Raw genomic sequence first — 24,250 nt, 5'->3', positions numbered from 1 at the left:
TGGGCTGTTCTTCTGGCGCAGCGTGGAAAAGAAAAGCCAAGGCCCGGATCAAGTCCGGGCCGACGAGTTCATTACATGTCGTCTTGCCCTAGCGGCCCTTCCACTCCGGCGCACGGCCTTCGGCGAAAGCGCGCGGGCCTTCGAGTGCGTCGTCCGATTGCAGCATCGCCTGATAGGAAGGGATGGCCCCGCTGCGCATGTGCTGGTAGCCCGCCTCGACTTCCAGCGCTTCGGTTTGGCGCAGGATATCGCGCGCGGCGGTGATCGCGAGCGGGGCCGATTTGGCGATGGTGCGCGCCAGATCGAGGGCGCTGGCCAGCAGCTCTTCGCCCGGCACCACGCGGCTGACGAGGTGCAAGGCTGCCGCCTCCGCCGCGTCCATGCGTCGTCCGGTGAGGATCATTTCGCGCGCGAGCCGCGCCGGGATCGCCTTGGGCAGGCGCAGCAGGCCGCCGGAATCGGGCAGCATCCCCAGCTGCGCTTCGGGCAGCCAGAACTTCGCCGTGTCGCTCGCCACGATCAGGTCCGCCGCCAGCGCGAGTTCGAACCCGCCACCGACCGCGAGGCCATTGACGGCTGCGATGACCGGCTTGGTCAGGCTGAAATACTCGGTGAGGCCCGCGAAACCGCCGGGGCCGTGATCGGCATCGACTGCCTCGCCATCGTTCGCCGCACCCAGATCCCATCCGGCGGAGAAGAAGCGGCCCGTGCCGGTGATCACGCCGACGCGCAGGGCGGGGTCGTCGCTGAGCGTCTTGAACGCGGCATGGAGTTCGAGGCTGGTCGCGACGTCGATGGCATTGGCCTTGGGCCGGTCTAGCGTGATGACGAGGATGCCATCGCGGTTTTCCAGTTTCACGGCGCTCATGCTTGCGGTTCCCTCATGCGGATCAGCGCGTCCACGGCCATCGCGCCGGTGGGCAGCGCGAGCAGCGGATTGACGTCCATTTCTTCGAGCCGGTCGGCATGGGCCATTGCCCACGCGGCAATGGCCGTGATCGCGTCCACCAGTGCGGGCATGTCGCAACCGGGCTTGCCGCGATAGCCCGTCAGCACCTTGTGCAGCGGCAGGCGGGCGAGCGCTTCCGCAATATCGCTGCGGCTGGCCGGGAGCAGAACCTGCTCGGTCTGGCGCAGCAGTTCGACGAAAATGCCGCCCGCGCCGAGGGTGAGGAACAGGCCGAACTGCGGATCACGGCCAACGCCGACGATCAGCTCGGCAATGGTGCCGCTGGCCATTTCCTCGATCAGGAACCAGTCCGACAGGGCAGCCATGCCATCGGCAGCGGCCAGCAGCGCCTCGCGGCTGGTGAGGCCCAGCGCCACACCACCCACTTCGGTCTTGTGCGCAAGATCAGCGCCTATGGCTTTGCAAACAAGCGGAAAAGGAGCGGGCAAGGCGGCATCCGCAAGGTCGGCGCGGCTGACTACGCGCCCTTGCGGCACTGGCACGCCCGCTGCGACGAGCGCGGCCTTGCTGCGCACTTCGTCCCAGACATGGGCTTCGCCCGTTCCGGGTTGGGGTTGCTGCAATAGCGCCACGGGGGCAGGGCGCGCCCAGGCCTCGCCGATATGGGCCGCCGCCGCGATGGCGCGCAGGGCTTCGGCAAGCCCTCCGGCGGGGACGATGCCTTCTGCGATCAGCGCGGCGGCGACGGCCTCAGGCATCGTTTCAGCCAGAGAGCTGACGACCATGTGGACGGTGCCGGGCGCGGCGGGATGCTTGCGGACGGCAGCCCGGAAGGCATCGAGGGTTACGTCCCAGTCCGCCGCCGTGCAGCGGTCGGCGCGGGGGAAATCGAGGATGAGCAGCGAGGCTTCGAAATCGGCCCCCAGCATCGCGGCGAAGCACGCGGTCGTCGCGGCGAGATCGCCCCAGATATAGGTGTGGTAATCGAGCGGGTTCGCCACGTTGACGCGGGGGCCGAGCACCGCTTCCAGCGCCGCCTGCGTGGGCGGCGGGAAGTCCGGCGTTTCAAGGCCCGCCGCCTCCGCCAGATCGGCGGTGAGCGAGGCTTCGCCGCCCGAGCAGCTGGCGCTGGTGATCCGCCGGGCGCGCAAGGGGCCTGCCACGTGGAGCAATTTCAGCGTTTCAAGGAACGTCGCGGGATCGTGCGCGCGGGCGACGCCGAGCCGCGCGAACAGCGCATCGACGAGCGCATCGGCCCCGGCGAGCGAACTGGTGTGCGACATCGTGAGCGCCGCGCCCTTGGCCGAAGCGCCGGTCTTGAGCGCGACAATCGGAACGCCTGCTGCGCGCGCGACAAGGCAGGCTTCGGAAAAGCGAGCGACCGAACCGAGGCCTTCAAGGTGGAGGCCGATGGCGCTGACGCGATCATCCGCGATCAGTGCTTCGATCAGATCGGCGGGCGTCACATCGGCGCAGTTGCCGACCGATATGACATAGCCGATGGGCAGGCCGCGCGCCTGCATGGTGAGATTGAGCGCAAGGTTGCCGCTCTGGCTGACGATGGCGACGCCGCGTCCGGAATCGATTGGCAGGCAGCCGTGCTGGTCCGGCCAGAGTGCCACGCGGTCGAACAGATTGAGCATGCCGTAGCAATTGGGGCCAATCAGCGGCACGCCGTTTGCCGCTTCGAGCAGCGCGGCCTGCCGTTCCCGGCCTTCCTCGCCGCTCTCGGCAAAGTCTGCGGCATAGCAGATCGCGCCGCCTGTTCCCGCCAGCTCTCCCGCCAGCGCGATGGTGGCAGGGGCCGGGGCCGCGATGAACACCGCGTCCGGGGCTTCAGGGAGCGAGGCCATGTCGGCAAAGCAGGGCAGCCCGCCCATCTCCGCGCGCTTCGGGTTCACCGGCCAGATTGGCCCGGCAAAGCCCAGCGCGCGGCACTGGCGCGCGGCTTCTTCCGCCGCCTTGCCGCCAACAATCGCCAGACTGCGTGGGCGCAGCAGGCGGGTCAGTCGATCAGAAGTCATGCCTCCAGCGGACGCAGCAGGGCGCGGCTGATGATGTGGCGCTGGATCTCGCTGGTGCCGTCCCAGATGCGCTCGACGCGCGCGTCGCGCCAGAAGCGTTCGATGGGCAGTTCATCCATCAGACCCATGCCGCCGAAGATCTGGAGCGCATTGTCGGTCACGCGGGCGAGGGCTTCGGAGGCGAAGAGCTTGGCCATGGCGGCATCGGTATCGGTCATCGTGCCCTGATCGTCCTTCCACGCGGCGCGGAAGGTGAGGAGTTCAGCCGCTTCCAGCTCGGTCTTCATGTCCGCCAGCTTGAAGCCGGTGCCCTGGAACTTGCCGATGGCCTGGCCGAACTGCTTGCGCGTTGCTGCCCACTGCGTCGCCATTTCGAGCACGCGCTGGCCGCGCCCGACCGAGGTGGTGGCGACCTGAAGTCGGGTCGAGCCGAGCCACTGACCCATCAGTTCGAAGCCCTTGTCGAGTTCGCCCAGCAAGGCCGAGGCGGGGACGCGGCAATCCTCGAAGATCAGCTCGCACTGGTGGTAGCCGCGATGCGAGACGCACTTGGGGCCGCGGCGGCGGGTGAGGCCGGGGGTATCGAAATCGACGAGGAAGCAGCTGATCGTCTTCTTGCCGCCCGCTTCACCCGTGGCGGCGCAGAGGATCACGAAATCGGCCACATCGGCGTGGCTGATGAAGTGCTTGCTGCCGTTGATGACGAAGTTGTCCCCATCCCGGCGCGCGAACGTGCGCATCGAGCGGACGTCGGAGCCGGCATCAGGCTCGGTCATGGCGAGGCAATCGTGGCGCTCGCCCCGGATCGTGGGGAGGAGATAGTCCTCGATCTGGCTGCCGGTGCAGCCGCGCAGGATATTGCTGGGCCGCGCGATCATCATCTGCAGGCCGTAGCTGGCGCGGCCAAGCTCGCGCTCCATCAGCGTGGTATCGAACGTGCCGAGGCCCCCGCCGCCGAGTTCGGCAGGCATGTTGACCGCGTAGAGACCAAGTTCCTTGGCCTTGCGGCGGATTTCTGCGGCCAGATCGTCGGGCACGCTGTCAGTGTCCTCGACCATCTTTTCGTGCGGATAGAGCTCGGTCTCGACAAAGCGGCGGACCGTATCGACCAGCATCTGCTGTTCGGAGGAAAGTTCGAAATGCATCACTTCGTGTCCCGTCTGATTCCAATGGCGCGGCCGACTTGGGCCGGGCGTTCCAGCGCAGCGTGTGCGGCAAGCACCGCATGAACGCGCGCGTGAAGCTCTGGCGGCATGAGGGCGGAGCGGCCCGCTGTCATGTCGACATGCACCAGCATCTGCTCGCCGGTGGCGAGGAGTTCGCCCGTCTCGCCGTGGTGCATGGTGTGGAAGATGTGCAGGCGCTTGTCGTCGGCGTCGATCAGTTGGAGCGCCAGATCGAGCGGATCGCCGAGGTGCGCTTCGGCGAGGTTGAAGATCATCGTCTGCACGGTGAACAGCGAATGACCGGTTGCGCGGTAAGCTTCGTCGATGCCGATCTTGCGGAAGAACGCGTCGGATTGGTCACCGAAAACAAGCAGATAGCACGATTCGCTCATGTGCCCGTTGTAATCGACCCATTCGCGCGGGACGGTGGGGCAGATGAGGCGCAAGGGGGCCGGGATTGGCTCGCCGGGCTGGAAGGGCTGGGCGGCCACGCCTTCGAGCGGCGTGGTGAGGCCGTGGCTCAGGGGTTCATTTTCGGGCGGCATCGGGGCGCTCTCTAAGGTCGGTCGGGCGGCTCTGCCAAGCGCAAAGGCCGGGCGTGGCGCCGGAGGGGATAACAAGGCCGGGAAGCAGCTTTGCGCGGCCCTTCACGCAGGCCAGCGTCTTGTCACCGTGCCCCGCCACATCGAGCAGAACCTGATCCCAGTGGCGATATTGGACGTCGTGGCCCTCGCCGGGATAGCGGCGGAAGGTGACTTTGCCGGCCACTTTGCTGGCCCAGTATTCGCCCTGCGCGGGCGGGACGAGCTTGTCCGCCTCGCCATACGTGAAAAAGGCCGGGGCGGGGAAGGCGGCGACAGCTGCGGGGGCATCGCAGAAGCGGCGGTATTCGCGGGCGACGGCGCGCGCATCGCCGTGCTGGCCCGCGATGAAATAGGCGTGCGCGCCTTCATCCGCCGCGCGGTCGGCAAAGCCGGGGACTTTGGCGGTGACGCCTCCGGCTGGCATCGCCCAGAATTCGCGCGGGGCGCCGACCTGCTTGGCCAGCATGGCTTCGAGCGCGGCGGGATCGGCCTTGCAGACCGGGCTCTGTGCCGGGGCCTGCGCAATGGCGGCGAGCATGTGCCACGAGGCGATGCGCTGCGGCATGGCGGCGGCGATATGCCCGGCATAGGCCCCGCCGCCCGAGATCGCGACGAGCGCGAATTTCTCCACGCCCAGGCGGGCGAGAACCTGCCGCACTTCGCTGGTGTAGTCCGCGAACGTCCACGCTGGATCGAATGCCGTATCGCCCAGCCCATTGCGCTCCACCGCGATGATGCGGACATTCAAGCGGCGGCGCAGGGTATCGAGGAAGGCGACGAGTTCGGGCGCGCGGGCGCTGGTGCCGACGCCGCCGATGAACAGCATGGGCCGCCAGCCTGCTTCCCCGGTATCGGTGAAATGCACCGTGCGGCCTTCTGTGGTCGTCAGGCTCTGCACCGGCGTGCCGATGGGATCGAACTTGTCCGGGAAGGCGATCGGTTTGGCTTGAACAGGCGCAGCGAGCGCGAGCAGCAATAACGGCAGAAATCGGCGGATCATCGCACCGGTTCCGTTTCCAGATTGCGGTCCAGTTCGGGGATCATCGCCAGTTCTGCCGAAAGATCGAGGTTGCGGCACAGCAGGAGATAGACCGCCGCCGAAACCGGCAGGCCCACCAGCATCGAGATATCCGCCCCGCCAAGGCCGCGCGCCACCGGGCCGATATAGAGCGCCGTCTTGAAGAAGGGGATCATCGCGATGAAGCCCAGCGCATAGGCGGCCAGCCCGCGCCAGTTCCAGCGGCCATAGATGCCGTCCGCCATGAACATCGCGCGGATCGAATAGCGGCCCTTTCGCACGAAGAAGAAGTCCGCGAGGTTGATCGCAGTCCAGGGCGTGAAGAGGTAGATCAGCACGCCGAGGAACGCCTCGAAGCTGTGCAGCACGTTGTCCCCCATCGCGAGCGAGAGTGACAGCGAGGCGACGAGGCAGACGATCAGCGCGGAAATGCGGGCAGGCGCGCCGAGCCGGATGGGGCGCACGCTGTCGATCACGCTGAGCAGGGTGAGCGAGGAGCCATAGAGATTGAGCGAGGTAATCGTGATGAGGCCGAAGAAACTGCTGGCGAGCATGACGAGGCCGAACCCGCCGAACATCGCATCCGCGCTGCGGCGCAAGGCGACGACGATATCGGGATCGGTGAACGTCGCGCCTGCGAAGGCGCCCACCAGCATCATCCACGTGCCGCCGATGAACGCGCCGCAGAATGTCCACAGGAAGGCCGATTTGATGCCGACTTCGCGCGGGAGATAGCGCGAATAGTCAGAGACATAGATCGACCAGCTGAGCTGGTATCCCGCCGCCGCAAAGAACTGGACGAGGAACAGCGTGGACTTGAATTCGCCCGGCTGCAGCAGCGCACCCAGATCGAATGCGGTGAAGAAGCCCACGGTATAGACCGCCAGCGCCGCCAGCATGATGTAGGCGAGGACGCGCTGGGTACGGTGGATCACGTCATAGCCGATCCCCGCGACCAGCGCCGCGAGAAGGCCGAAGCCGATGATCGCGGGCACTTCGGGCAGGCCGACGAGTTCGTGCAAAGTGCTGGCGGCGAGCGATTGGTTGAGCGCGTTGAAGCCGATGTAGGTGAACAGCGCCACGATCCACACCAAGAGCGCGCCGATATAGCCGAACTGCGGGCGCGACTGGATCATCTGCGGCAGGCCCAGATGCGGCCCTTGGGTGCAGTGCAGCGCCATCAGCACCGTGCCCAGCGCGCAGCCGCCAATGACCGCAAGGCTCGACCAGAACAAGTCCAGCCCGCCGACCACGCTGATTGCTCCGGTGGCGAGCGTGGCAAGGTGCGCGTCGCCCATGAACCACACCGGCCAGAGATGATGCACCTTGCCGCGCCGTTCGGCCAGCGGGACGTAATCGATCGAGCGGCTTTCAACCAAGGCCATGTGGTATGCGTTTCCCCCCTTGAAGCCTGCGCTGCTAGCCCGGCATCCTGATCTGGCGGCCCGCGCCGTCCGGCGGCGGCAGATGGGCCTGCCCGGCCACGAGGACCGCAGCGGCGGCGCGCATCGTATCGGGCGCGGGGGCCGATTTCTCGGCCGCCGCATCGACATGGACGAGCATGTGTTCGGCCGTTGCGATCACCGCTTCTTCAGCCCCGCGCACCATTTCGTGGAACACGTGGAGCCGCTTGCCATCGCAGGCCAGCACGCGCGTGCGCACGGTGACGCTATCACCCAGCCGCGCCTGTCCCAAGTGGCGGATATGCGTCTCGACCGTGTACCACGAATGGCCCGCCGCGACGTAGTCCGCCCCCGCGCCGATAGCGGCGAGGACAACGTCGGTGCCATCGCCGAACAGCTTGAGGTAGCAATATTCGGTGAGGTGCTCGTTGTAGTCGATCCATTCGGGCTGGACCGGCGTGGCGATGGTGAGCATCCGCCCGTCATCCATCACGCTGCCGATCGCGGGGCCATCGCTTTCGCCCGTTGCCGCGAGCCGCGACCGGTGCGCGCGGGCGATCCGCCCAGCGGCGAAATCGTTGCGTTCCAGCGCGTGGGTCAGGTCGACAAGGCAATCGTCGCGCAGCTTTTCATAGGTGCGCAAGTCGATGCCGCCCGCCTGCTCATCGGATTGGCGGGAAATCGTGTCGATGAGTTCGTCGGTCAGCTTGGGGCCGATAAGCTTGGTCCACGGCCATTCCATCGAGGGGCCGAACTGATGAAGGAAATGGCGCATGCCATCCTCGCCGCCCGCGAGGCGGTAGACCAGGAACGTGCCCATGAACGACCAGCGCATGCCCGCACCGAAGCGGATCGCATCGTCGATTTCGGAGGCCGTCGCGATCCCGTCGTTGATCAGCCACAGCGCCTCGCGCCACACGGCTTCCATCAGGCGGTCTGCGATGAAACCGTCGATTTCCTTCTGGACGCGCAGCACCTTCATGCCGATCCGTTCGTAGACGGCGGCGGCGATATCCTTGGCCTGCTGGCTGGTCTGATCGCCGCCGCACACTTCGACGAGCGGGAGGAGATAGACCGGATTGAACGGGTGGCCGACAACGAGCCGGTCGGGCCGGGCCATGCCGGACTGGAGCTTGGTTGGTAGCAGGCCGGAGGTGGACGAGCCGATCACCGCATGGGCGGGCATGGCCGCATCCATTTCGGCAAGCAGGCGGATCTTGAGGTCCTCGCGCTCGGGCAGGCTTTCCTGAATGAAATCAGCCTCTCGCACTGCTTCTGCCAAGCTGGCTGCGAAGGTGATCTGGCCTTCGGGCGGCAGCGCATTGCCGAACAGGCGCGTGAGCGCGCGGCGGGCGTTGGCGATGACGGCGGCGGTCTTGCGCTCCACCTCGGGATCGGGATCGTAGATCGAAACGTCGATCCCATTGAGCACAAAGCGCGCAGCCCAGCCTGCGCCGATCACGCCGCCGCCGACGATGCCGACCTTACGGATGTCTGGTTTCATTCTGGCAGGCCTCTCAGCGCTTGATGAGTTTCAGTTTGGTGCGCACTTCAGCAGGCGTCAGGATGCGCGCCCCCATGCCAGTCAGGATCTGCACCGCGCGTTCAGTGAGCTGCCCGTTGGTGGCAAGCTGGCCGCGCCCGATATAGAGATTGTCCTCCAGCCCCACGCGCACGTTGCCGCCCGCAAGCGCCGCCATTGCCACGAACGGCAGCTGATTGCGGCCAATGGAGAAGCCGCTGAACACTGCGCCCGGCGGCAACTGGTGGACCATCGCCATCGTGGTGAGCGGATCGTCCGGCGCGCCATAGGGGATGCCCATGCACAGCTGGATCATCACGGGATCATCGAGCAGCCCGTCGCGGATCATCTCCTTCACGAACACGAGGTGCCCGGTATCGAACACTTCGAGTTCGGGCCGCACGCCGAGGCGCTGCACTTCGGCGGCCATCGTGCGCAGCATGCCGGGGGTGTTGGTCATCACGTAATCGGCTTCGGCAAAGTTCATCGTGCCGCAATCGAGCGTGCAGATTTCGGGCAGCAATTCCTGCACGTGCAGCAGCCGCTCCATCGGGCCGACCATGTCGGTACCCGCCGGATCGAGCGGGAAGGGGTTTTCGCCCGCGCCGAACACGATATCGCCGCCCATGCCTGCGGTCAGGTTGATCACCACATCGGTATCGCTCGCGCGGATGCGTTCGACCACTTCACGGTAGAGCGCGACATCGCGGCTGCCCTTTCCGGTTTCGGGATCGCGCACGTGGATATGCGCGATGGCGGCACCGGCCTTCGCGGCTTCGATCGCGGCGTCAGCGATTTGCGCAGGCGTGACGGGCAGGCCCGGATGCTTGTCGGCAGTATTGCCCGAGCCGGTGACGGCGCAGGTGATGAACGTCTCGAAATTCATGGCTCTCCCTCTCGGCCCGGCGAGGAGGAGCTTAGTTGCGCCGGGCCGGATTGAAATGACGAATTGTGCCGATTTCTGAAAATCGGGGCAGGCCCCAGTTTTCGTAATGCTAGTCTAGATGCGCAGCATTCGGGCCATCGCGCCCAGCAGGTCGCGGGTGAAAGCCTTGGCGGTCGTGGCCTCGGTCATCGCGTTGAAGGCATGGATCGCGCCGGGATAGGAATGCAGTTCCACCGGCACGCCTGCCTTGACCAGTCGCAGCGCGTAATCGAGGTCTTCGTCAAGGAACAGGTCGAGGCTGCCGGTGCCGATCCATGTCGGCGGCAGGCCGGCAAGGTCTTCGGCGAGCGAGGGGGAGAACCAGCCCTTGCGCGCGTCGTCGGCCGCATAGTCGCCGCGCAGAGCTTCCCAGCCGAAGCGGTTGTGCGCGCGGGTCCAGACAAATTCGCCGGTCACGGGATTGGCGTAAGGGCAAGCCTCGTTGCCGGTGCGGTGATCGAGCATGGGATAGGTGAGAAACTGTGCGGCCAGCGCCGGGCCGCCCAGATCGCGCGCCATCAGCGCGGTGGCGGCAGCGAGGCCGCCGCCCGCGCTTTCGCCGGTGATGCCGATGCGCGCTGGATCAACCCCTAGGGCTTCGGCGTTTGCGGCCAGCCACTTCAGCGCCGCGTAGCAATCGTTCTGCTGGGCGGGGAAGGGTGCTTCGGGCGCGAGCCGGTATTCGACCGAGGCGACCGGAATGCCTAGCGCCGCCGCCATGCCCGATGGCCCTTGCTGCATCGATCGGGCCGATCCGATCACCATGCCGCCGCCGTGGACATGGAGCAGGGCAGCGCAGCCAGACGTTCCCGGGGAAGGATCGTACCAGTAGACTTCGAGCGGGCCGCCTTCGCCTTCGATCACCTTGATCTCCGGCGCGATGGGCGGCGCGCCGACGAAGGCGAAGCGGTTCTCGGATTCGACGCGGATGGCGGGCAGGGCTTCGCGGGTGAAGGCGTTGCCGGGCAGCAGATCGATCAGCGGCAGGAAGTCGGGATCGACGAGATGGCGGGTGGTCATGTTTGGCATCCTCAGGTGGCGGGCTTTGCGCCTCTGCGCCCTTCATCGGGCGGAAGGGGGCCAAGCCGCAAGCCTCAATTTCGGGGGCACGGCGGCGGTTGTGTTTGGCGGGGCGGCAGCGCAGAACCCTTGCAAAGCACTAGGGAGAGCACCGGCCATGACCATACCCAGCGGCGCGTTCATTCAGGTCTGCCACGTGGTGGACAACCTCGAGGCGGCTTGCGCGCGCTATAACCAGCTGTTCGGCATGGGGCCGTTCATCGGCGGCGGCAACGGGGTGCTGGACAACCACGTCTATCGCGGCCAGCCGGCTGATCCGATCCGCATCCGCGGCGTGTTCGTGCAGAGCGGCGATCTCAATATCGAACTGGTCGAGCTGGTTTCCAGCGGGCCGAGCGCGTTTCACGACATGTATCCCAGCGGCCAGCAGGGCATCCACCACATGGCGATGTTCTGCGCGGATTACGAAGGCACGCGGGACCGCTATGTCGCTGCCGGGATGCCGGTGGCGAGCGAGTTCGTGGTCAGCTTCGGCGCGCAGATCTGCTACATCGATGCGCGCGAAACGATGGGGCACATGATCGAGCTTTACCCGGAGAGCGACATCATCCGCAGCATGTACGCCCGCGCGCGGCACGAGGCGGAGAACTGGGACGGCAAGCAGCTGATCATTCCCTGGTAGGCTGACCCCAACCGCCTCCGCCAGGCGTTTCGATCGTCAGGACGTCGCCCGTCTCAAGCGCCGCTTCGGCGCGGCCTACGATGGCCTCGATCCGGCCATCGGCGCGTTCGATCCATTGGCGGCCCGGTGCACCAGCCTTGCCGCCTGCCATGCCGAAGGGCTGCACTTCGCGCGACGAGGAGACGAGCGTCGCGACCATCGGCTCCAGCGCGCGGATGGCGCGCACCGCCCCGTTGCCGCCGCGCCATTGGCCTGCGCCGCCCGAGCAATGCCGCACGCCGAAGCGTTCGAGGCGCACGGGCAGGCGGGTTTCGAGGACTTCGGGATCGGTGATGCGGGTGTTGGTCATGTGGCACTGCACCGGCCCCGCGCCGTGCCAGCCCGGCCCGGCACCCATGCCGCCGCCGATGGTTTCGTAATACTGGTGGCGGGCATTGCCGAAGAGGAAGTTGTTCATCGTGCCTTGCGCGGCGGCGCAGGCCCCGAAAGCGGCGAGCACGGCATTCAGCGCCTGCTGGCTGATCTCGGTATTGCCCGCAACGACCGCGCGGCCCGGCTCCGGATCGAGCAGCGAGCCTTTGGGAATGACGAGTTCGACCGGCCGCAGGCAGCCATCGTTGAGCGGAATATCCCGGCCTACCAGCGCGCGCAGCGCATAGAGCACGACCGCGCGGGTGACGGCAGCGGGTGCATTGAAATTGCCGCTATCCTGCGCGCCGGTGCCGGTGAAATCGATGCGCGCCGAGCGTTCGGCCTGATCGACGTTGACGATGACCTTGAGTGGGCGGCCATCATCCAGCCGGGTTTCGAACGTGCCGCCTGCAAGAGTTGCCAGCACCGCGCGCACGGCCGCTTCGCCGTTATCGAGCACGTGTCCCATAAAGGCGCTGACTTCGGGCAGGCCGTGGCGTTCGACCAGCGCGCCGAAATCGCGCGCGCCGGCCATGTTGGCAGCGACTTGCGCCTTGAGGTCCGCAAGGTTCGCATCAGGATTGCGCGCAGGCCAAGGGGCATCGGCCAGCAGGCGGCGCATCCCCGCCTCATCCAGCACGCCGCTGCGCACAAGGAGGACGTTGTCCAGCACCACGCCTTCTTCTTCCAGTGTGGTCGCGTGCGGGGGGCTGGATCCGGGGGTGGTGCCGCCGATATCCGCATGGTGGCCGCGATTGGCGACGAAAGCGATGGGGGCGGCGTGACCGGGTGCGAAGACAGGGGTGATGACGGTGACGTCCGGCAGGTGGGTGCCACCGTTATAGGGGTTGTTGAGCACCAAGGCATCGCCTGCCTGCAAGTCACTGCCCCGCGCCGCCATGATCGCGCGCACACTCTGGCCCATCGCGCCGAGGTGGACCGGCACATGCGGCGCATTGGCGATCAGCTGGCCGGTGCCATCGAACACCGCGCAGGAAAAATCGAGCCGTTCGCGCATGTTGACGCTGGTGGCGGTGCTGCGCAGCACTTCGCCCATCTGCTCGGCCAGCGCCATGAAGCGCGCGGCATAGAGTTCCAGGAGAACGGGATCGGGGCGGGTTTGCGCGGATACCGCCAAAGCGCTCGCCGCTCCAGGCGCATCGGCGGTCAGCAGCAGTTCACCCTGCGGCAGCACGCGGGCCGTCCAGCCGGGTTCGACGATGGTCGTGGCGAGACCTTCGCGGATCATTGCGGGGCCAGTGATCTCGGTGCCGACGCCAAGGTTCGCGCGGTCCCAGACGGGGGTCTGATGCGCCTTGCCGCCGCTCCAGAGCAGGGTGTGGGCAATAGGAGCAGCCGGTGCGCGGTTTGCCACGTGCGGCATGGCGAACGGCGTATCCTGCGCCGCCACGACTTCGACCACGAGTTCGGCCACGATCAGATCCCGGCCCGCCTCGCTATAGCCGAAGCGGGCCATATGCTCGCGCTCGAACGCTGTGCGCATGGCCGCGATGGGGCCATGCGGAACGCCGAGCGCGGTATCGGTTCCTGCATAGCGCAGGCGGACCGTGCAGGTGGTTTCCGTTTCGCCAGCGGCGAGCTCGGCCTGCGCTTCTTCGCCCAGCGCCGCGCATTGTGCAGCAATCCGGGCTTCGGCGGCATCGCCCAGCGGCTGCTCCACCATCGCGGTGCGCAGCGCGCTGCGGCGGGCAAGGCCCATGCCGAGCGCGGAGAGGACGCCCGCCAAGGGGTGGATCAGCACTTCGCGCATCCCAAGCTCTGCCGCGACAAGGCAGGCGTGCTGCCCGCCCGCGCCGCCGAAGCATTGCAGCACGTGGCCGCGTACATCGACCCCGCGCCCCAGCGCCAGGCGGCGGATCGCGGCGGCCATCGCGGCGACGCCGACCGCGAGGAAGCCTTCCGCCACCTCGCTGGCCGTGCGCTCACCGCCCATCTGCGCGGCCAGATCGGCAAAGCGCGCAGCCACCACCTCGCCATCGAGCGGCTGGTCGCCGCCGGGACCGAAGATCGCCGGGAAATGCGCCGGGCTGATCTTGCCGAGCATGACATTGGCATCGGTCAGCGTGAGCGGGCCGCCGCGCCGGTAGCAGGCCGGGCCGGGGTCCGCGCCCGCGCTTTCCGGACCGACGCGGATGCGCGCGCCATCGAAGCTGAGGATCGAGCCGCCGCCTGCCGCGATGGTATCGATGGCCAGCATCGGCGCGCGGATATCGGCTCCGGCGATCTGCGCCTCGAACGTGCGCTCGAACGCGCCGGAATAGAGCGCGATGTCGGTCGAGGTGCCGCCCATGTCGAACGCGACGATGCGCGGGAAACCGGCACTTTCAGCCGTGCGCGCCGCGCCGACGATGCCGCCAGCCGGGCCGGACAGGATGGCATCGCGGCCATGAAAATCCGCCGCTGCGCTGAGCCCGCCGTCCGAGCGCATGAACGCGAGCGGGGTCTGCGCGCCAAGATCGGCGGTGACGCGGCCCGTGTATTCGCGCAGCACGGGCGAGAGATACGCATCGACCAGCGCGGTGCGCCCGCGCGCGACAAGGCCAATGGCGCTGCTTGCGGCGTGGCTGGCGGTCACTTGCGTGAAGCCTGCTTCCACCGCGAGGGCGGCAATCCGCGCTTCCATTTCCGGATAGCGCCAGCCGTGGATCAGCGCGATGGCGCAGGCGTTAAGCCCCGCCGCGCGGTGGCGGGCGAGCGCAGCGCGCACCGCGTCCTCGTTCAGCGGGGCAAGCACTGCGCCATCCGCCGCGACGCGCCCGCCCACTTCTTCCACCGCGCTGAAGAGCGGAGCTGGCAGCCGCACGTCGAGATCGAACAGGCGGGGCCTTGCGGTGTGGCCCATCGCAAGGAGATCGGCAAACCCGCGCGTGATCAGCAGCAGCACCGGCTCGCCCTTGCGCTCCAGCAGGGCATTGGTGGCGACCGTGGTGCCCATGCGCACTTCGGCGATACTGCCGGGCGGGATGGTGGCGGCGGGGGCGATGCCCAGAATGCGGCGGATGCCGGCGGTGGCGGCATCGGCATAGTGGCCGGGATTGTCGCTCAGCAGCTTGGCCGTGTGGAGCCCGCCATCCGGCGCGCGCGCGACGATATCGGTGAACGTGCCGCCCCGGTCTATCCAGAAATGCCAGCCCGCGCTTGTCACTCGGCCCAGCAGCCTTCGCTGAGGAAACGCGCCATGCGGGCTTCGTCCGCGCTCGCATCGAGGCCCTGCGCCGCCAGCCAGTCGTCGTTGTAGAGCGTCGAGGCATAGCGCTCGCCTGAATCGCAGAGGATCGAGACAATGGCCCCGTCTTCCCCGCGCGCTGCCATTTCGCTGGCAATGCGCGCGCAGGCGACGAGGTTGGTGCCGGTAGACCCGCCCACGCGGCGGCCAAGATGGCGCGAAAGCGCGCGGGCCGCCCCGATGGAGGCTGCATCGCGCACGACTTCGGCGCGGTCGATTACCGAGGGGACGAACGAAGGCTCGACGCGGGGGCGGCCAATGCCTTCGATGTGGCACGGCGCGCCGCTGCCGCTGCGCTGCGTCCGGTCATGCCAGTGGCGATGGAACGACGAGCTTTCCGGATCGGCGAGGCAGAGCTGCGTGGGGTGGCGATAGTAGCGCAGGAACCGGCCCATCGTGGCCGAAGTGCCCCCCGTGCCTGCGCCGCAGACGATCCAGGTCGGCACGGGATGCGGTTCGCGCCGCATTTGCGTGAAGATGCTTTCGGCGATGTTGTTGTTGCCGCGCCAGTCGGTCGCGCGCTCGGCAAAGGTGAACTGGTCGATATGGTGCCCGCCGCATTCGGCGGCTATGCGCGCGGCAACTGCCTGCACGGTGCCGGGATCCACGACCGGATGACAGGTGCCGCCCAGCGCCTCGATCGCCGCGATCTTTTCGCGCGCGGTGCGCTGGGGGATCACGGCCACGAACGGCAGGCCGAGCATCCGCGCGAAATAGGCCTCGGACACGGCGGTGGAGCCGGAGGAGGCTTCGACCACCGTGGTTTCCGGCCCGATCCAGCCGCTGCACAGCGCGTGGAGAAACAGCGAGCGCGCGAGGCGGTGTTTGAGGCTGCCGGTGGGGTGGCTGCTTTCATCCTTGAGGTAGATCGCAATGCCGGGCAGCGCGGGGAGCGGCACGGGCAGAAGGTGCGTATCGGCCGAGCGGGCATAGTCCGCCTCGATCCGCTGGATCGCCCAGTGGACCCAGTTCTGATCCTGCTGCGCCTGCATTCCCGTCCTGCTCCCTTGCGGCCCGGCCAGTGCCCTTCTGGCAAAGATTGCGCCGCGTTCCGCTTAGGCGAGGGGCGGGGGCGGCTCAAGGCCGCTTGCGGTTTTCCCCCGCGCGCGCTGCGTTTCCGGATCGCGCAGCACGACGGTGAGGTGCACCTTGAGCATAGCCTCGGTATCGGCATTGGCGAGGCCGCGCGCCAGATCGAGCGGGGCATGCCAGTAATCGCCGGGGCCAACCGGGATCGTTTCATCGCCCAGCGTGGCAAGGCCGCGCCCGGCGATCACGTAGTAGAACTCTTCGTAGGCCCCGATGCCGTTGCGATCATCGGCATAGTGGACATGGCTGCCTTCTGCCGCGCCGGGCGGAATTTCGAGGATCAGGAAGCGGGTGGGCGCGCCTTTGCCGGCGAACCGGAAGTGCCGGACGGTGACGCTGCCCGGCCCGCCGCGCATGGCTTCCAGCACTTCGCGGTCCTCACGCTCGTTCTCGATCACGTCACACCGAGCCCAGCTTCATGAAGAACGACCAGCGCTCGGCGCGCAGTTCATCCGCCGTGAGCGGGGCCAGATCGGCCAGTTCGGCGCGCAGCGCGGTGCCGAGGCGCTTGATCGTCTCGGCATGGTTGCGGTGGGCACCGCCGACCGGTTCGTAGATCACGCGGTGAATGATGCCGAGCTGCATGAGATCGGGCGCGGTCATCTTCATCGCCTCGGCCGCCTCGGGCGCGCGGTCGCCTCCGCGCCACAGGATCGAAGCGCAGCCTTCGGGCGAGATGACCGAATAGACCGAATGTTCGAGCATCAGCACGCGGTTGGCGCTGGCCAGCGCCACCGCGCCGCCCGAGCCGCCTTCGCCGACGATTGCGGCGACAAGCGGTACGCCGATTTCAAGGCACTTTTCGGTGCTGCGCGCGATGGCCTCGGCCTGTCCGCGCGCTTCGGCATCGACGCCAGGGAACGCGCCCGGCGTATCGACCAGCGTGATGACGGGCAGGCCGAAGCGGTCGGCAATGTCCATCAGCCGGATCGCCTTGCGGTAGCCTTCGGGCCGCGCCATGCCGAAATTGTGCTTGAGCCGGGTCGTCGTGTCCTCGCCCTTGGCATGCCCGATGACCATGACCGGACGCCCGCCGAGCCGCGCAAACCCGCCGATGATCGCCTGATCGTTGCCGTAAAGCCGGTCCCCGCCCAGCGGCAGGAAATCCTCGAACAGCCCTTGCACGTAATGCACGAAGTGGGGCCGCTGCGGGTGCCGCGCCACTTGCGTGCGCTGCCACGGGGTGAGGCGCGCGTAGATATCGCCGAGCTGGCGGTGCGCCCGCTCGTCGAGCATCAGGGCTTCGGCCTCGCCGCCTTGGCCCTCGCCCCCTTTGCCTTCACGAAGCGCGGCGGCGCGCTTCGCGAGAGCTTCGATCGGCTTTTCGAACGATAAGTATTCCATCAAACCGTCATCGACATCCCGCGATAGATGCGCGCACGATAGCGCGAATCTTCGGCATCGGGGAGGGGGGTGCCGACGAGCAGCACGGCGCGGGCAAACCGCTTCACTTCTTCCAGATGTTCATCGAGATCGCGCGGCTCTTCCGAACGGACGCGGCGCGTGAGATTGATCTGGTTGACCGGCGCTCCGTGGACCAGCCGCTCGTTTTCCACTGCCAGCGTGGCGGTGAAGGAGTGCAGCGTGGTCTTGATGAAGTTGGCGAGCGCGAAGGCCGGGCTCTTGTCGCCCATCGGCACATCGGGCGAGACGAGCACCAGCTGGCAATCGTCATAGAGCGAAGCCTTGCGCGCCACGCGGAAGTGCGTGGTGAGGTTGTCATCCACCAGCGTGCGGAACTCCTCAGGCGTGAGCAGCGCATCGGTGGCGAACAGCCGGTTCGGCAGGGGCTGCAGCGGGGTGGAGACGATGGTGGTGGGATGGCCCCAGCGCGTCAGGCTCTCGTCCATCGCCGCTTCGACACCGCCTTCGAGCGAGACATGCTCGATCGGAGCATCCGTGATGTCATCGAGCTGCGCGGCAAACGCGGCATAGGCATCTGCCGTCCCGCTCATCAGCACCACGCGCGCGACATGGCATTCGCTGATGAAGGCGCGGGCGGTTTCGGCGAGGTAGTCGGTCAGGTGCTCGCCGATGATCCACACCGTGCGGCCGCGCATCTGGTCGAGCCGTTCCTGTTTGGGGCTGCCAAACAATTCGCGCTCGGTGGTCGAACGTTCGACGCTGAGACCGCCCGAGGGCATGAACGTCTCGCCCGAAACCGCGCGGTCGGCGAGGAAGAACACGGTCGCCTGCGCCACGTCGGTCTCGGTCGGCATCTTGCCGAGGAACAACTGCGAAAGCACCCCGGTGCCGACTTTCTTGGCCTCTACCGCGATCTTGTCGGCAGGCAGGAAAGGCTCGTCTTCGGGCGGGGTCTTCAAGAGCCAGTCGCGGTTGGCCTCGGGGGTATCGGGGCGTTCGGCCCATTCGGGGCTATCGAGGAAATAGCCCGCGCCGCGCAGGCGGCCGACGAGCTTGGCCGCGATGTCCGGCGTCATCAGGTAGCGGTCCCAGGTGCACAGGCCGTCACCCTCGCGCGCGCAGGCCAGCGCCAGCTCGCGGATTTCGCGGGGGTTGTTGGTATCGTGCGACATGCGGACAGTATCGTTGCGGGCAAGGCGGCTGAGCAGCGCCTCCACGCGCACGCCCCGGCGCAGCGATTTGACCGCGGCGGCATGGATCGCATTGAGCCGCTTGTTGGCAAGGATCAGCTTGCCGCGCCGCTCGAACAGGCCGGGCTTGCCGCCGGTGCCCGCCAGACGGTCGCCATCGACCGGGCCGGGCGCGATGGCGTTGAACTGCACTTCAGGCCCGAGATAGCGCGCCATCGATTCCACCATTGCGCGCTGGCCGGACTTGGACGCGGCATAGTCGGCGCGATTGGGATAGGCGACCGCGAGGTATTTCTCGCCGCCGAAGTAGGACGAGACGTTGAGCACATAGCCCGAGCCTTGCGCCTTCATGATCGGCACGACGTGGTGCATCAGCGTGAAGTTGGAAATGAGGTTCGCGTCGAGCGTGTAGTTCCACGCGTCCACGCTCATGTCGACGACCATCTCTTCCGCGCCCGCAACGCCGGCGTTGTTGATGAGGTAGTCGATCCGCCCGAACGCCTTGATCGTGGCATCGACGGCGGCTTTCAGGCTGGCGAGATTGCTGACGTCCATGCCCGCCATCGTCTGCACGCGGCGTTCGACCCCGGCGAAGCCGATGTCCTCCAATTCGCTGACGATCCGCGCGCGGGCAACGGCGAGTTCGCTCTCGCGCCGCGCGACCATCATCACTTTGCCGCCCGCGAGCGCGAGGAGGCGCGCGACTTGCCCGCCGATACCTGCCGAGCCGCCGGTGATCAGCGCGACCTTGCCCAGATGCAGGCCGGTGATGTTCTCGCTGAACCCCGCCATCGCTTTCCGCGCGCCGGTTGCCTCGCCAATGCTGCGCGGCACGTAGAGCGTGACTTCGCCGATCTTGCTTTCCTTGATCAGCACGCGCGCTGCGTGGCCTGCGGCAAAGCGGGTGTTTTCGCCTTCCGCATTGGAGAAGCGCACGATCTGGTTGCCCCATTCGCCCTGACGGCGGCGGCCATGGGCAACGTCGATCTCGCTCTCGTCGCGCCAGATGCGGATCAGCTGCTCGATCGCGGCGCGCAGCACGTTGGCATAGACGTTGTCCTTGCCGTCGCTGGCGTTGGACATGAAGATGAAGCGCGGCGCCTGCAGCAGTGAGCCGTGGCGCTTCCAGTAGCGGCTGAGGGTGCGGGCGAGCGCCATCGCGCCGACAAGTTCGACGTCCATGAACGTATCGATCGTCTCGTCGGTCGCATCGACCAGTCTGCCGGTGAATTCGCCCGGTCCATGAACCGGCAGGAAGATCGCGCCGGTGATCGGCGTGTTGCTATCGGTGTAGGCCGTCAGCGCGGCTTCGATGGTGGCCGGTTCCGTGCGGTTGAAACGCACGATGGTCAGTGCTTCACCAATGCCCTCCGCCTTGGCGCGGGCCTGCGCGATGGCAACGTCGGCTTGGCGCGGCAGGCCGAGGAGGACGCTGGTGCCGCAGGCGATCTGGATCTTGGCAATTTCCAGCGCTTCTTCCCAGCCGTCGCCCGCCGCGATGAGGATGGCGAGGCCTGCGCCGTCCATCGAGCGCATGGTCGGGCGCGCCAGATACGTGGCGCGCTCTTCCTTGCGCACGGTCATGCCGTGGGTGACTTCGAAATCGTGGCCGTTGAACGCGGCGGATTCGTCGCTGCCGAGGAACACGCAGGTCGTCGCGATATCGTCCGGCACCGGGAAGGTCTTGGCCTTCGGCGCGCCGCCGGTGCTGCGCTCCAGCGACATCATGTCGAAGAAGGTGTTCGCAGTGGTGCCCTGCTCGTCGCCGCGCATGGTGTCCATCGCGGCGAAGACGGTGCGGATGCGCTCGCTTTCGATGGGGCCGGGGAAGACGAGATTGACGCGGATGCCCTTGGGGCCAAGTTCGAGCGAGAGTTCGCGCGACCACGCGTTCATTGCCGCCTTGGGGACGACATAGGCGGCGCGCGCATAATAGGGCGTGCGCGAAAAGATGGTCGAGACGTTGATGATCGAGCTACCCTCGGGCATCGCCGGGGCGACGGTGCGGGCCAGATTCCACGCGACGCCGAAGATGTTGCGCATCGCGCCGGGCACGGTCTCGGTGTCGGTCGCGCCGCGCTTCTGCAGGGCGGCTAGTTCCTCGGCATCAAAGGGCAGGGCCTCGATCGGCTGCTTGGGGCCAGCGGACCCGGCATTGTTGACGAGAATGTCGATCTTGCCGAACCGCTCCACCACATCGGCCACGCCGTCGCGCACCGATTGCGCGTCCCCGCCATCGAGGATCACGGTGGCAAGGCGCGTGTCATCCACGCCTGCGGCCTCGCGCATCGCCTTGGCGGCGGCTTCGAGGCGCTCTGCCGTGCGGCCGGTCATCACCACGGTCGCGCCTTCGGCAAGGTAGTGGCGCACGATATAGCCGCCGATATTGCCTGCCGCGCCGGTCACCAGCGCGATCTTGCCTGCAAGCCTGCCGCCGGTTGCGGCCGGTGCCGCGGGCGCCGCAGTGGTCGTCTTTGCCTTGGCCATGTCACTCTCCTGCGAAAATTCACGCGCACGTCTTGCGCTGTCTGAGGGGGCACTCGGCCTGGGGAGGGCAGCTGGGAGTGGGAACCGCGCTAGTGCGGTGCGGGTGACTTATGCATCTGCGGCCCCCGCTTCCTGAATCGCCCCGATGACTGCCCATGCCTCCAGCAGGGCATCGCGGCTGCGCAGGCCCATCGCGGGGAGGGCGTGGTTGACGACATAGGTCGAGCCGGAGTGGCGGTTGTCCCACATCGCCTGATGCGCTTCGGGCAGGCCGTCCCAGCCGACCACTTCGGGCTCGGTCACTTCGAGCAAACCGGCCGCGATCATGTCGTTCATCCGCGCGACTTCGTAGGCATTGCACAGGTGCGTGCCGAGGATCGCAGCGGTGGGCATCAGGATCTTGCGCTGGCGGGTCCAGACTTGCGGCGCATAGAAGGTGAAGCGGCTGCCCGCGCAGTCTTCGGAGAAAACAACCCGCCCGGTGAAGGGCTTTACCAGCGAGGTCGAGACGCCCAGCTTATCCTGCCCGGTCCGTTCGAACACCAGATCGGGCGCGCCGCGCGGATTGTCTGCCGAGCGCAGGATCTTGCCGACGGCGGAACCGAACGGCTTCATCACGCGGTCCTGATAATCGCGCACCGCGGCCTTGAAGACCTCGATATCGGCCTTGGCATCGGGCAGGCGCGGCATCGTATCGGGCCAGAGGAAGTTATCCCCCTCGCGCCGCCGGATCGCTTCAAGGCTGACGATGCCTTCGATGGCGTCTTCCAGACCCAGCGAGCCGAGGAACTCGCGCTGGCCGTCGGTGGTGGTGGCAACCACGCTGCGGGCGTTGAAGCGGCGTGCGGCCTCGATGATTTCGAGGCCCATGTCATCGAGCAGCGCGTCCGAGCCGGGGCCGTAGTAGATCAGCACCGCCTCACCGCCGCGCAGGGCCGCGCGGCGCAGCATGTCCTCGGGACTGGCCTTGCCGGGCTTGCCCATGAAGCTGAAATGATAGCCCGAGGATGCGCCATAGAACGCCAGCGTGCCGTTCTCGGCAAGGAGCTGGAAGCTGCGCGGGAAGGCGGTTTCGCCAGCGTGACTGACGACATAGTCAGCCAGCTTGCCGCCGTTCAGCGCCTTGTATTCCTCCACCAGCGGCTGGCCTGCGGCTTCCCAGTTGCGGGCGGCTTCGGCGTTTTCGGGAACGGTGGTGTAAAGGTCCGCAAAGCGCGGGTCCTTGCGGTTGATCGCGCCGACGGCCCCTTGCTGGCCGGTGATGAACGCGGCACGGTCAGGGCTGGAAACGAGGCCCGTGACCTGCAGGCCCGTGCGCACCGAAGAACGCAGCGCATCGAGCCCGGTGCCGGTGGCCGCGCCTTCGACGAAGAGGGTGCGACCCGGCGCAATCTGCAGGGTGGTGAACAGGCAGCGCGAGATCGTGCCGAGATTGAGCACATAGCTGCCCGCCTGCTCCAGCGTGAGGTTCGGCGGAACCTTGTGCATCTGGGGCGCCTGCACGGTCAGGAACTGCGCGTGGCTGCCGGTTTCGGTCTCGTACCCCTGGATCGAGAAATCCGCATACATCGGATCGTTGCCGACGGCGGGCGAGAGGAGATCGTTGGTGCCGGAATAGACCGTGACGAGATCGCCAACTTTGACCCGGCCTTCGCTGCGCGTTTCGCTGCCCAGCGCCGCCACGAGCGCGATGCCGCCCGAGCCGGTGATCTGGACGTCTTCTTCATGGCTGTCGAACGGCGAGACGGGAATGCCGGTCAGCGCCCAGATGTCGTTGAAGTTGACCTCGCTGGTCAGCATGTAAAGCAGCGCTTCGTTGGGCGCGGGCTCTGGCACTTTTACGATCAACTCGCGCTCATGCGTCGCGGGCGGGCCGAAGCGCGGGGCGCCGGTATCGGGATCGCGGGCGATGCCGAAGGCATATTGCCAATCGGGAATCGCGGTGACGCCGGGATAGAACGGCGCGCCAACGGGGAGCAGATCGCCGCTGGCTTCGAGCGCTTTGCCGCGCGGTTCATGCTCGGCATCGATCCACACGCCGTCGCGGCGGACGGGGAGCGGGGGCGCGACTTTGTCCATGAACTGGCGGATGCCGGTCTTGCCGCCTTCGGGATCGATGATCGCCTCGGCAAACAGCGCGGCTTCGCGGGCGAGACCGGCGGCCATTCCGGAGGTGAGGCCGGTGCGCACGGCATCGAGCGCGCGCGCGCCAGCCGTGCCGCGACCGGCCCAATCGAGCTGGCGCAGGATGCGCTGGAGGAAATCGTCCTGCAGTACTGCGTCAAGGTCGACTGCGGCGGGTTCTTCCCATTGCGCAGTAGCCTCTTCGCGCGCGGCAAATGCTTGGCCCAGCGGGCTGGCGTCGCCGCGCTTCACCCAATCGCGCACCATGGCGTGCGCTTCGGCGAGGGCATCGCGGTGCCCATCGGCGAGGGCATCGACCAGCCCGATGGCGTGGGCCTGCGCAGCATCGATACTGCGCCCGCCAAGGATGAGATCGAGCGCATCGCGCACGCCGGCCTCGCCGTGGCGGTCTGCCAGCAGGCGCGGCAGGCGCTGCGTGCCGCCGTAGCCGGGCAGAAGGCGCAGGCGGATTTCGGGCTGGCCAAAGCGCGCGGTGGTTTCCGCCACGCGCACATGGCACGCCAGCGCAAATTCCATACCGCCGCCCAGCGCCACGCCTTGCACTGCGGCAATGCAAGGCTTGCCCATCGTCTCGATCTTGCGGAAGGCGAGCTGCGCGTTGTTGGGCAGGACCAGCGCTTCATCGTGGCTGTGGATTTCCTCCAGCATCTGCCGGATATCCGCGCCCGCGACGAACGAGCTTGTGCCTTCGCCAGTGAAAACGACCGCGACGACATCGTCCTTGCGGGAAAGGTGCTCGACCACGATGACCAGTTCATCGATGGCGCGTTCGTTAAGCGCGTTGACCGGAGCGTTAGTGACGGTGACGGTGGCGACGCGCTTGCCGGGGGCTACGGCGTTGTATTGGATGAGGAAGTAACGATAGCGTTCGAACAGCGATTGCTCTTCGGAGAGGCGCTGCTGACGCTGCCACGCATCGATCGCGGTCTTGAGTTCGGTCAGGCTTTCCGGGTTGCGCAAGGTGGTGACGTCACCCAGCTCGCCGCCCTCTACCAGCGCACGGACCATGCGGCGCATGTACTTGCCCGAGCGGGTTTCAGGGAACTGGCTGACTTCGATGAA

At 67.1% G+C, this 24,250-nt stretch carries 16 protein-coding genes; 1 reads left to right on the top strand and 15 read right to left on the bottom strand.

The features are described from left to right. Positions 1–88: 88 nt before the first annotated feature. The 9 genes from CFE35_RS08370 to CFE35_RS08330 form a co-directional block, all read right to left on the bottom strand. Positions 89–868, bottom strand: a complete 780-nt coding sequence (locus CFE35_RS08370) for an enoyl-CoA hydratase-related protein (protein WP_292929952.1) — start codon at positions 866–868, stop codon at positions 89–91. Further along, positions 865–2,934 (bottom strand): acetate--CoA ligase family protein, encoded by a 2,070-nt coding sequence (locus CFE35_RS08365; RefSeq protein ID WP_292929950.1) that lies wholly within the window; start codon positions 2,932–2,934, stop codon positions 865–867. The genes CFE35_RS08370 and CFE35_RS08365 overlap by 4 nt, the downstream gene beginning before the upstream one ends. After that, a complete protein-coding gene (locus CFE35_RS08360) occupies positions 2,931–4,079 on the bottom strand; it encodes an acyl-CoA dehydrogenase family protein (RefSeq protein ID WP_292929948.1) in 1,149 nt (382 codons plus the stop codon). Before CFE35_RS08360 ends, CFE35_RS08365 begins: the two co-directional genes overlap by 4 nt. Further along, positions 4,079–4,645 (bottom strand): thioesterase family protein, encoded by a 567-nt coding sequence (locus CFE35_RS08355; protein WP_292929946.1) that lies wholly within the window; start codon positions 4,643–4,645, stop codon positions 4,079–4,081. Before CFE35_RS08355 ends, CFE35_RS08360 begins: the two co-directional genes overlap by 1 nt. Beyond that, complete coding sequence (locus CFE35_RS08350) at positions 4,629–5,684, bottom strand: alpha/beta hydrolase (protein WP_292929944.1); 1,056 nt, start codon at positions 5,682–5,684, stop codon at positions 4,629–4,631. Before CFE35_RS08350 ends, CFE35_RS08355 begins: the two co-directional genes overlap by 17 nt. Next, complete coding sequence (locus CFE35_RS08345) at positions 5,681–7,087, bottom strand: cytosine permease (RefSeq protein WP_292929942.1); 1,407 nt, start codon at positions 7,085–7,087, stop codon at positions 5,681–5,683. The genes CFE35_RS08350 and CFE35_RS08345 overlap by 4 nt, the downstream gene beginning before the upstream one ends. A 34-nt stretch (positions 7,088–7,121) precedes the next feature. Beyond that, on the bottom strand, positions 7,122–8,609 hold the full coding sequence (locus CFE35_RS08340; protein ID WP_292929940.1) for a carnitine 3-dehydrogenase: 1,488 nt from the start codon (positions 8,607–8,609) through the stop codon (positions 7,122–7,124). Positions 8,610–8,622: 13 nt separating this feature from the next. Continuing rightward, a complete protein-coding gene (locus CFE35_RS08335; protein WP_292929938.1) occupies positions 8,623–9,513 on the bottom strand; it encodes a 3-keto-5-aminohexanoate cleavage protein in 891 nt (296 codons plus the stop codon). Positions 9,514–9,627: 114 nt separating this feature from the next. Further along, positions 9,628–10,572: an alpha/beta hydrolase gene (locus CFE35_RS08330; protein ID WP_292929936.1), complete on the bottom strand. Its 945-nt coding sequence runs from the start codon at positions 10,570–10,572 to the stop codon at positions 9,628–9,630. A gap of 157 nt (positions 10,573–10,729) precedes the next feature. Between CFE35_RS08330 and CFE35_RS08325 the strand changes: the two genes are divergently transcribed. After that, entirely contained in the window at positions 10,730–11,254 is a 525-nt protein-coding gene (locus CFE35_RS08325) for a VOC family protein (RefSeq protein WP_292929934.1), read from the top strand. Here the strand turns inward: CFE35_RS08325 and CFE35_RS08320 are convergent. The 6 genes from CFE35_RS08320 to CFE35_RS08295 form a co-directional block, all read right to left on the bottom strand. Further along, the gene (locus CFE35_RS08320) at positions 11,241–14,831 is read right to left on the bottom strand and encodes a hydantoinase B/oxoprolinase family protein (RefSeq protein ID WP_292929932.1); all 3,591 of its coding nucleotides are present in this window, start codon (positions 14,829–14,831) and stop codon (positions 11,241–11,243) included. The genes CFE35_RS08325 and CFE35_RS08320 overlap by 14 nt on opposite strands. Then, complete coding sequence (locus CFE35_RS08315; protein WP_292929930.1) at positions 14,828–15,904, bottom strand: PLP-dependent cysteine synthase family protein; 1,077 nt, start codon at positions 15,902–15,904, stop codon at positions 14,828–14,830. Before CFE35_RS08315 ends, CFE35_RS08320 begins: the two co-directional genes overlap by 4 nt. Positions 15,905–15,967: 63 nt before the next feature. Continuing rightward, positions 15,968–16,399: a cupin domain-containing protein gene (locus CFE35_RS08310; protein WP_292929928.1), complete on the bottom strand. Its 432-nt coding sequence runs from the start codon at positions 16,397–16,399 to the stop codon at positions 15,968–15,970. Position 16,400: 1 nt separating this feature from the next. Continuing rightward, positions 16,401–17,348, bottom strand: coding sequence for an acetyl-CoA carboxylase carboxyltransferase subunit alpha (locus CFE35_RS08305; RefSeq protein ID WP_292929926.1), 948 nt, complete (start codon positions 17,346–17,348; stop codon positions 16,401–16,403). Further along, positions 17,345–21,043, bottom strand: coding sequence for an SDR family NAD(P)-dependent oxidoreductase (locus CFE35_RS08300; RefSeq protein WP_292929924.1), 3,699 nt, complete (start codon positions 21,041–21,043; stop codon positions 17,345–17,347). The genes CFE35_RS08305 and CFE35_RS08300 overlap by 4 nt, the downstream gene beginning before the upstream one ends. A gap of 108 nt (positions 21,044–21,151) precedes the next feature. Then, positions 21,152–24,250, bottom strand: a 3,099-nt coding sequence (locus CFE35_RS08295; RefSeq protein ID WP_292929922.1) for an enoyl-CoA hydratase-related protein, incomplete at its 5' end; no start/stop codon positions are given.

The sequence above is a fragment of the Novosphingobium sp. PASSN1 genome (assembly GCF_002278815.1).
This window is presented reverse-complemented; position numbering and strand designations above follow the sequence as displayed.

Bases quoted from the DNA above. Each gene is read 5' to 3' on its own strand.
- CFE35_RS08355 (WP_292929946.1), bottom strand. From the start codon at position 4,645: ATGCCGCCCGAAAATGAACCCCTGAGCCACGGCCTCACCACGCCGCTC.
- CFE35_RS08350 (WP_292929944.1), bottom strand. From the start codon at position 5,684: ATGATCCGCCGATTTCTGCCGTTATTGCTGCTCGCGCTCGCTGCGCCT.
- CFE35_RS08315 (WP_292929930.1), bottom strand. From the start codon at position 15,904: ATGCAGGCGCAGCAGGATCAGAACTGGGTCCACTGGGCGATCCAGCGG.
- CFE35_RS08370 (WP_292929952.1), bottom strand. From the start codon at position 868: ATGAGCGCCGTGAAACTGGAAAACCGCGATGGCATCCTCGTCATCACG.
- CFE35_RS08360 (WP_292929948.1), bottom strand. From the start codon at position 4,079: ATGCATTTCGAACTTTCCTCCGAACAGCAGATGCTGGTCGATACGGTC.
- CFE35_RS08325 (WP_292929934.1), top strand. From the start codon at position 10,730: ATGACCATACCCAGCGGCGCGTTCATTCAGGTCTGCCACGTGGTGGAC.
- CFE35_RS08365 (WP_292929950.1), bottom strand. From the start codon at position 2,934: ATGACTTCTGATCGACTGACCCGCCTGCTGCGCCCACGCAGTCTGGCG.
- CFE35_RS08335 (WP_292929938.1), bottom strand. From the start codon at position 9,513: ATGAATTTCGAGACGTTCATCACCTGCGCCGTCACCGGCTCGGGCAAT.
- CFE35_RS08345 (WP_292929942.1), bottom strand. From the start codon at position 7,087: ATGGCCTTGGTTGAAAGCCGCTCGATCGATTACGTCCCGCTGGCCGAA.
- CFE35_RS08300 (WP_292929924.1), bottom strand. From the start codon at position 21,043: ATGGCCAAGGCAAAGACGACCACTGCGGCGCCCGCGGCACCGGCCGCA.
- CFE35_RS08340 (WP_292929940.1), bottom strand. From the start codon at position 8,609: ATGAAACCAGACATCCGTAAGGTCGGCATCGTCGGCGGCGGCGTGATC.
- CFE35_RS08330 (WP_292929936.1), bottom strand. From the start codon at position 10,572: ATGACCACCCGCCATCTCGTCGATCCCGACTTCCTGCCGCTGATCGAT.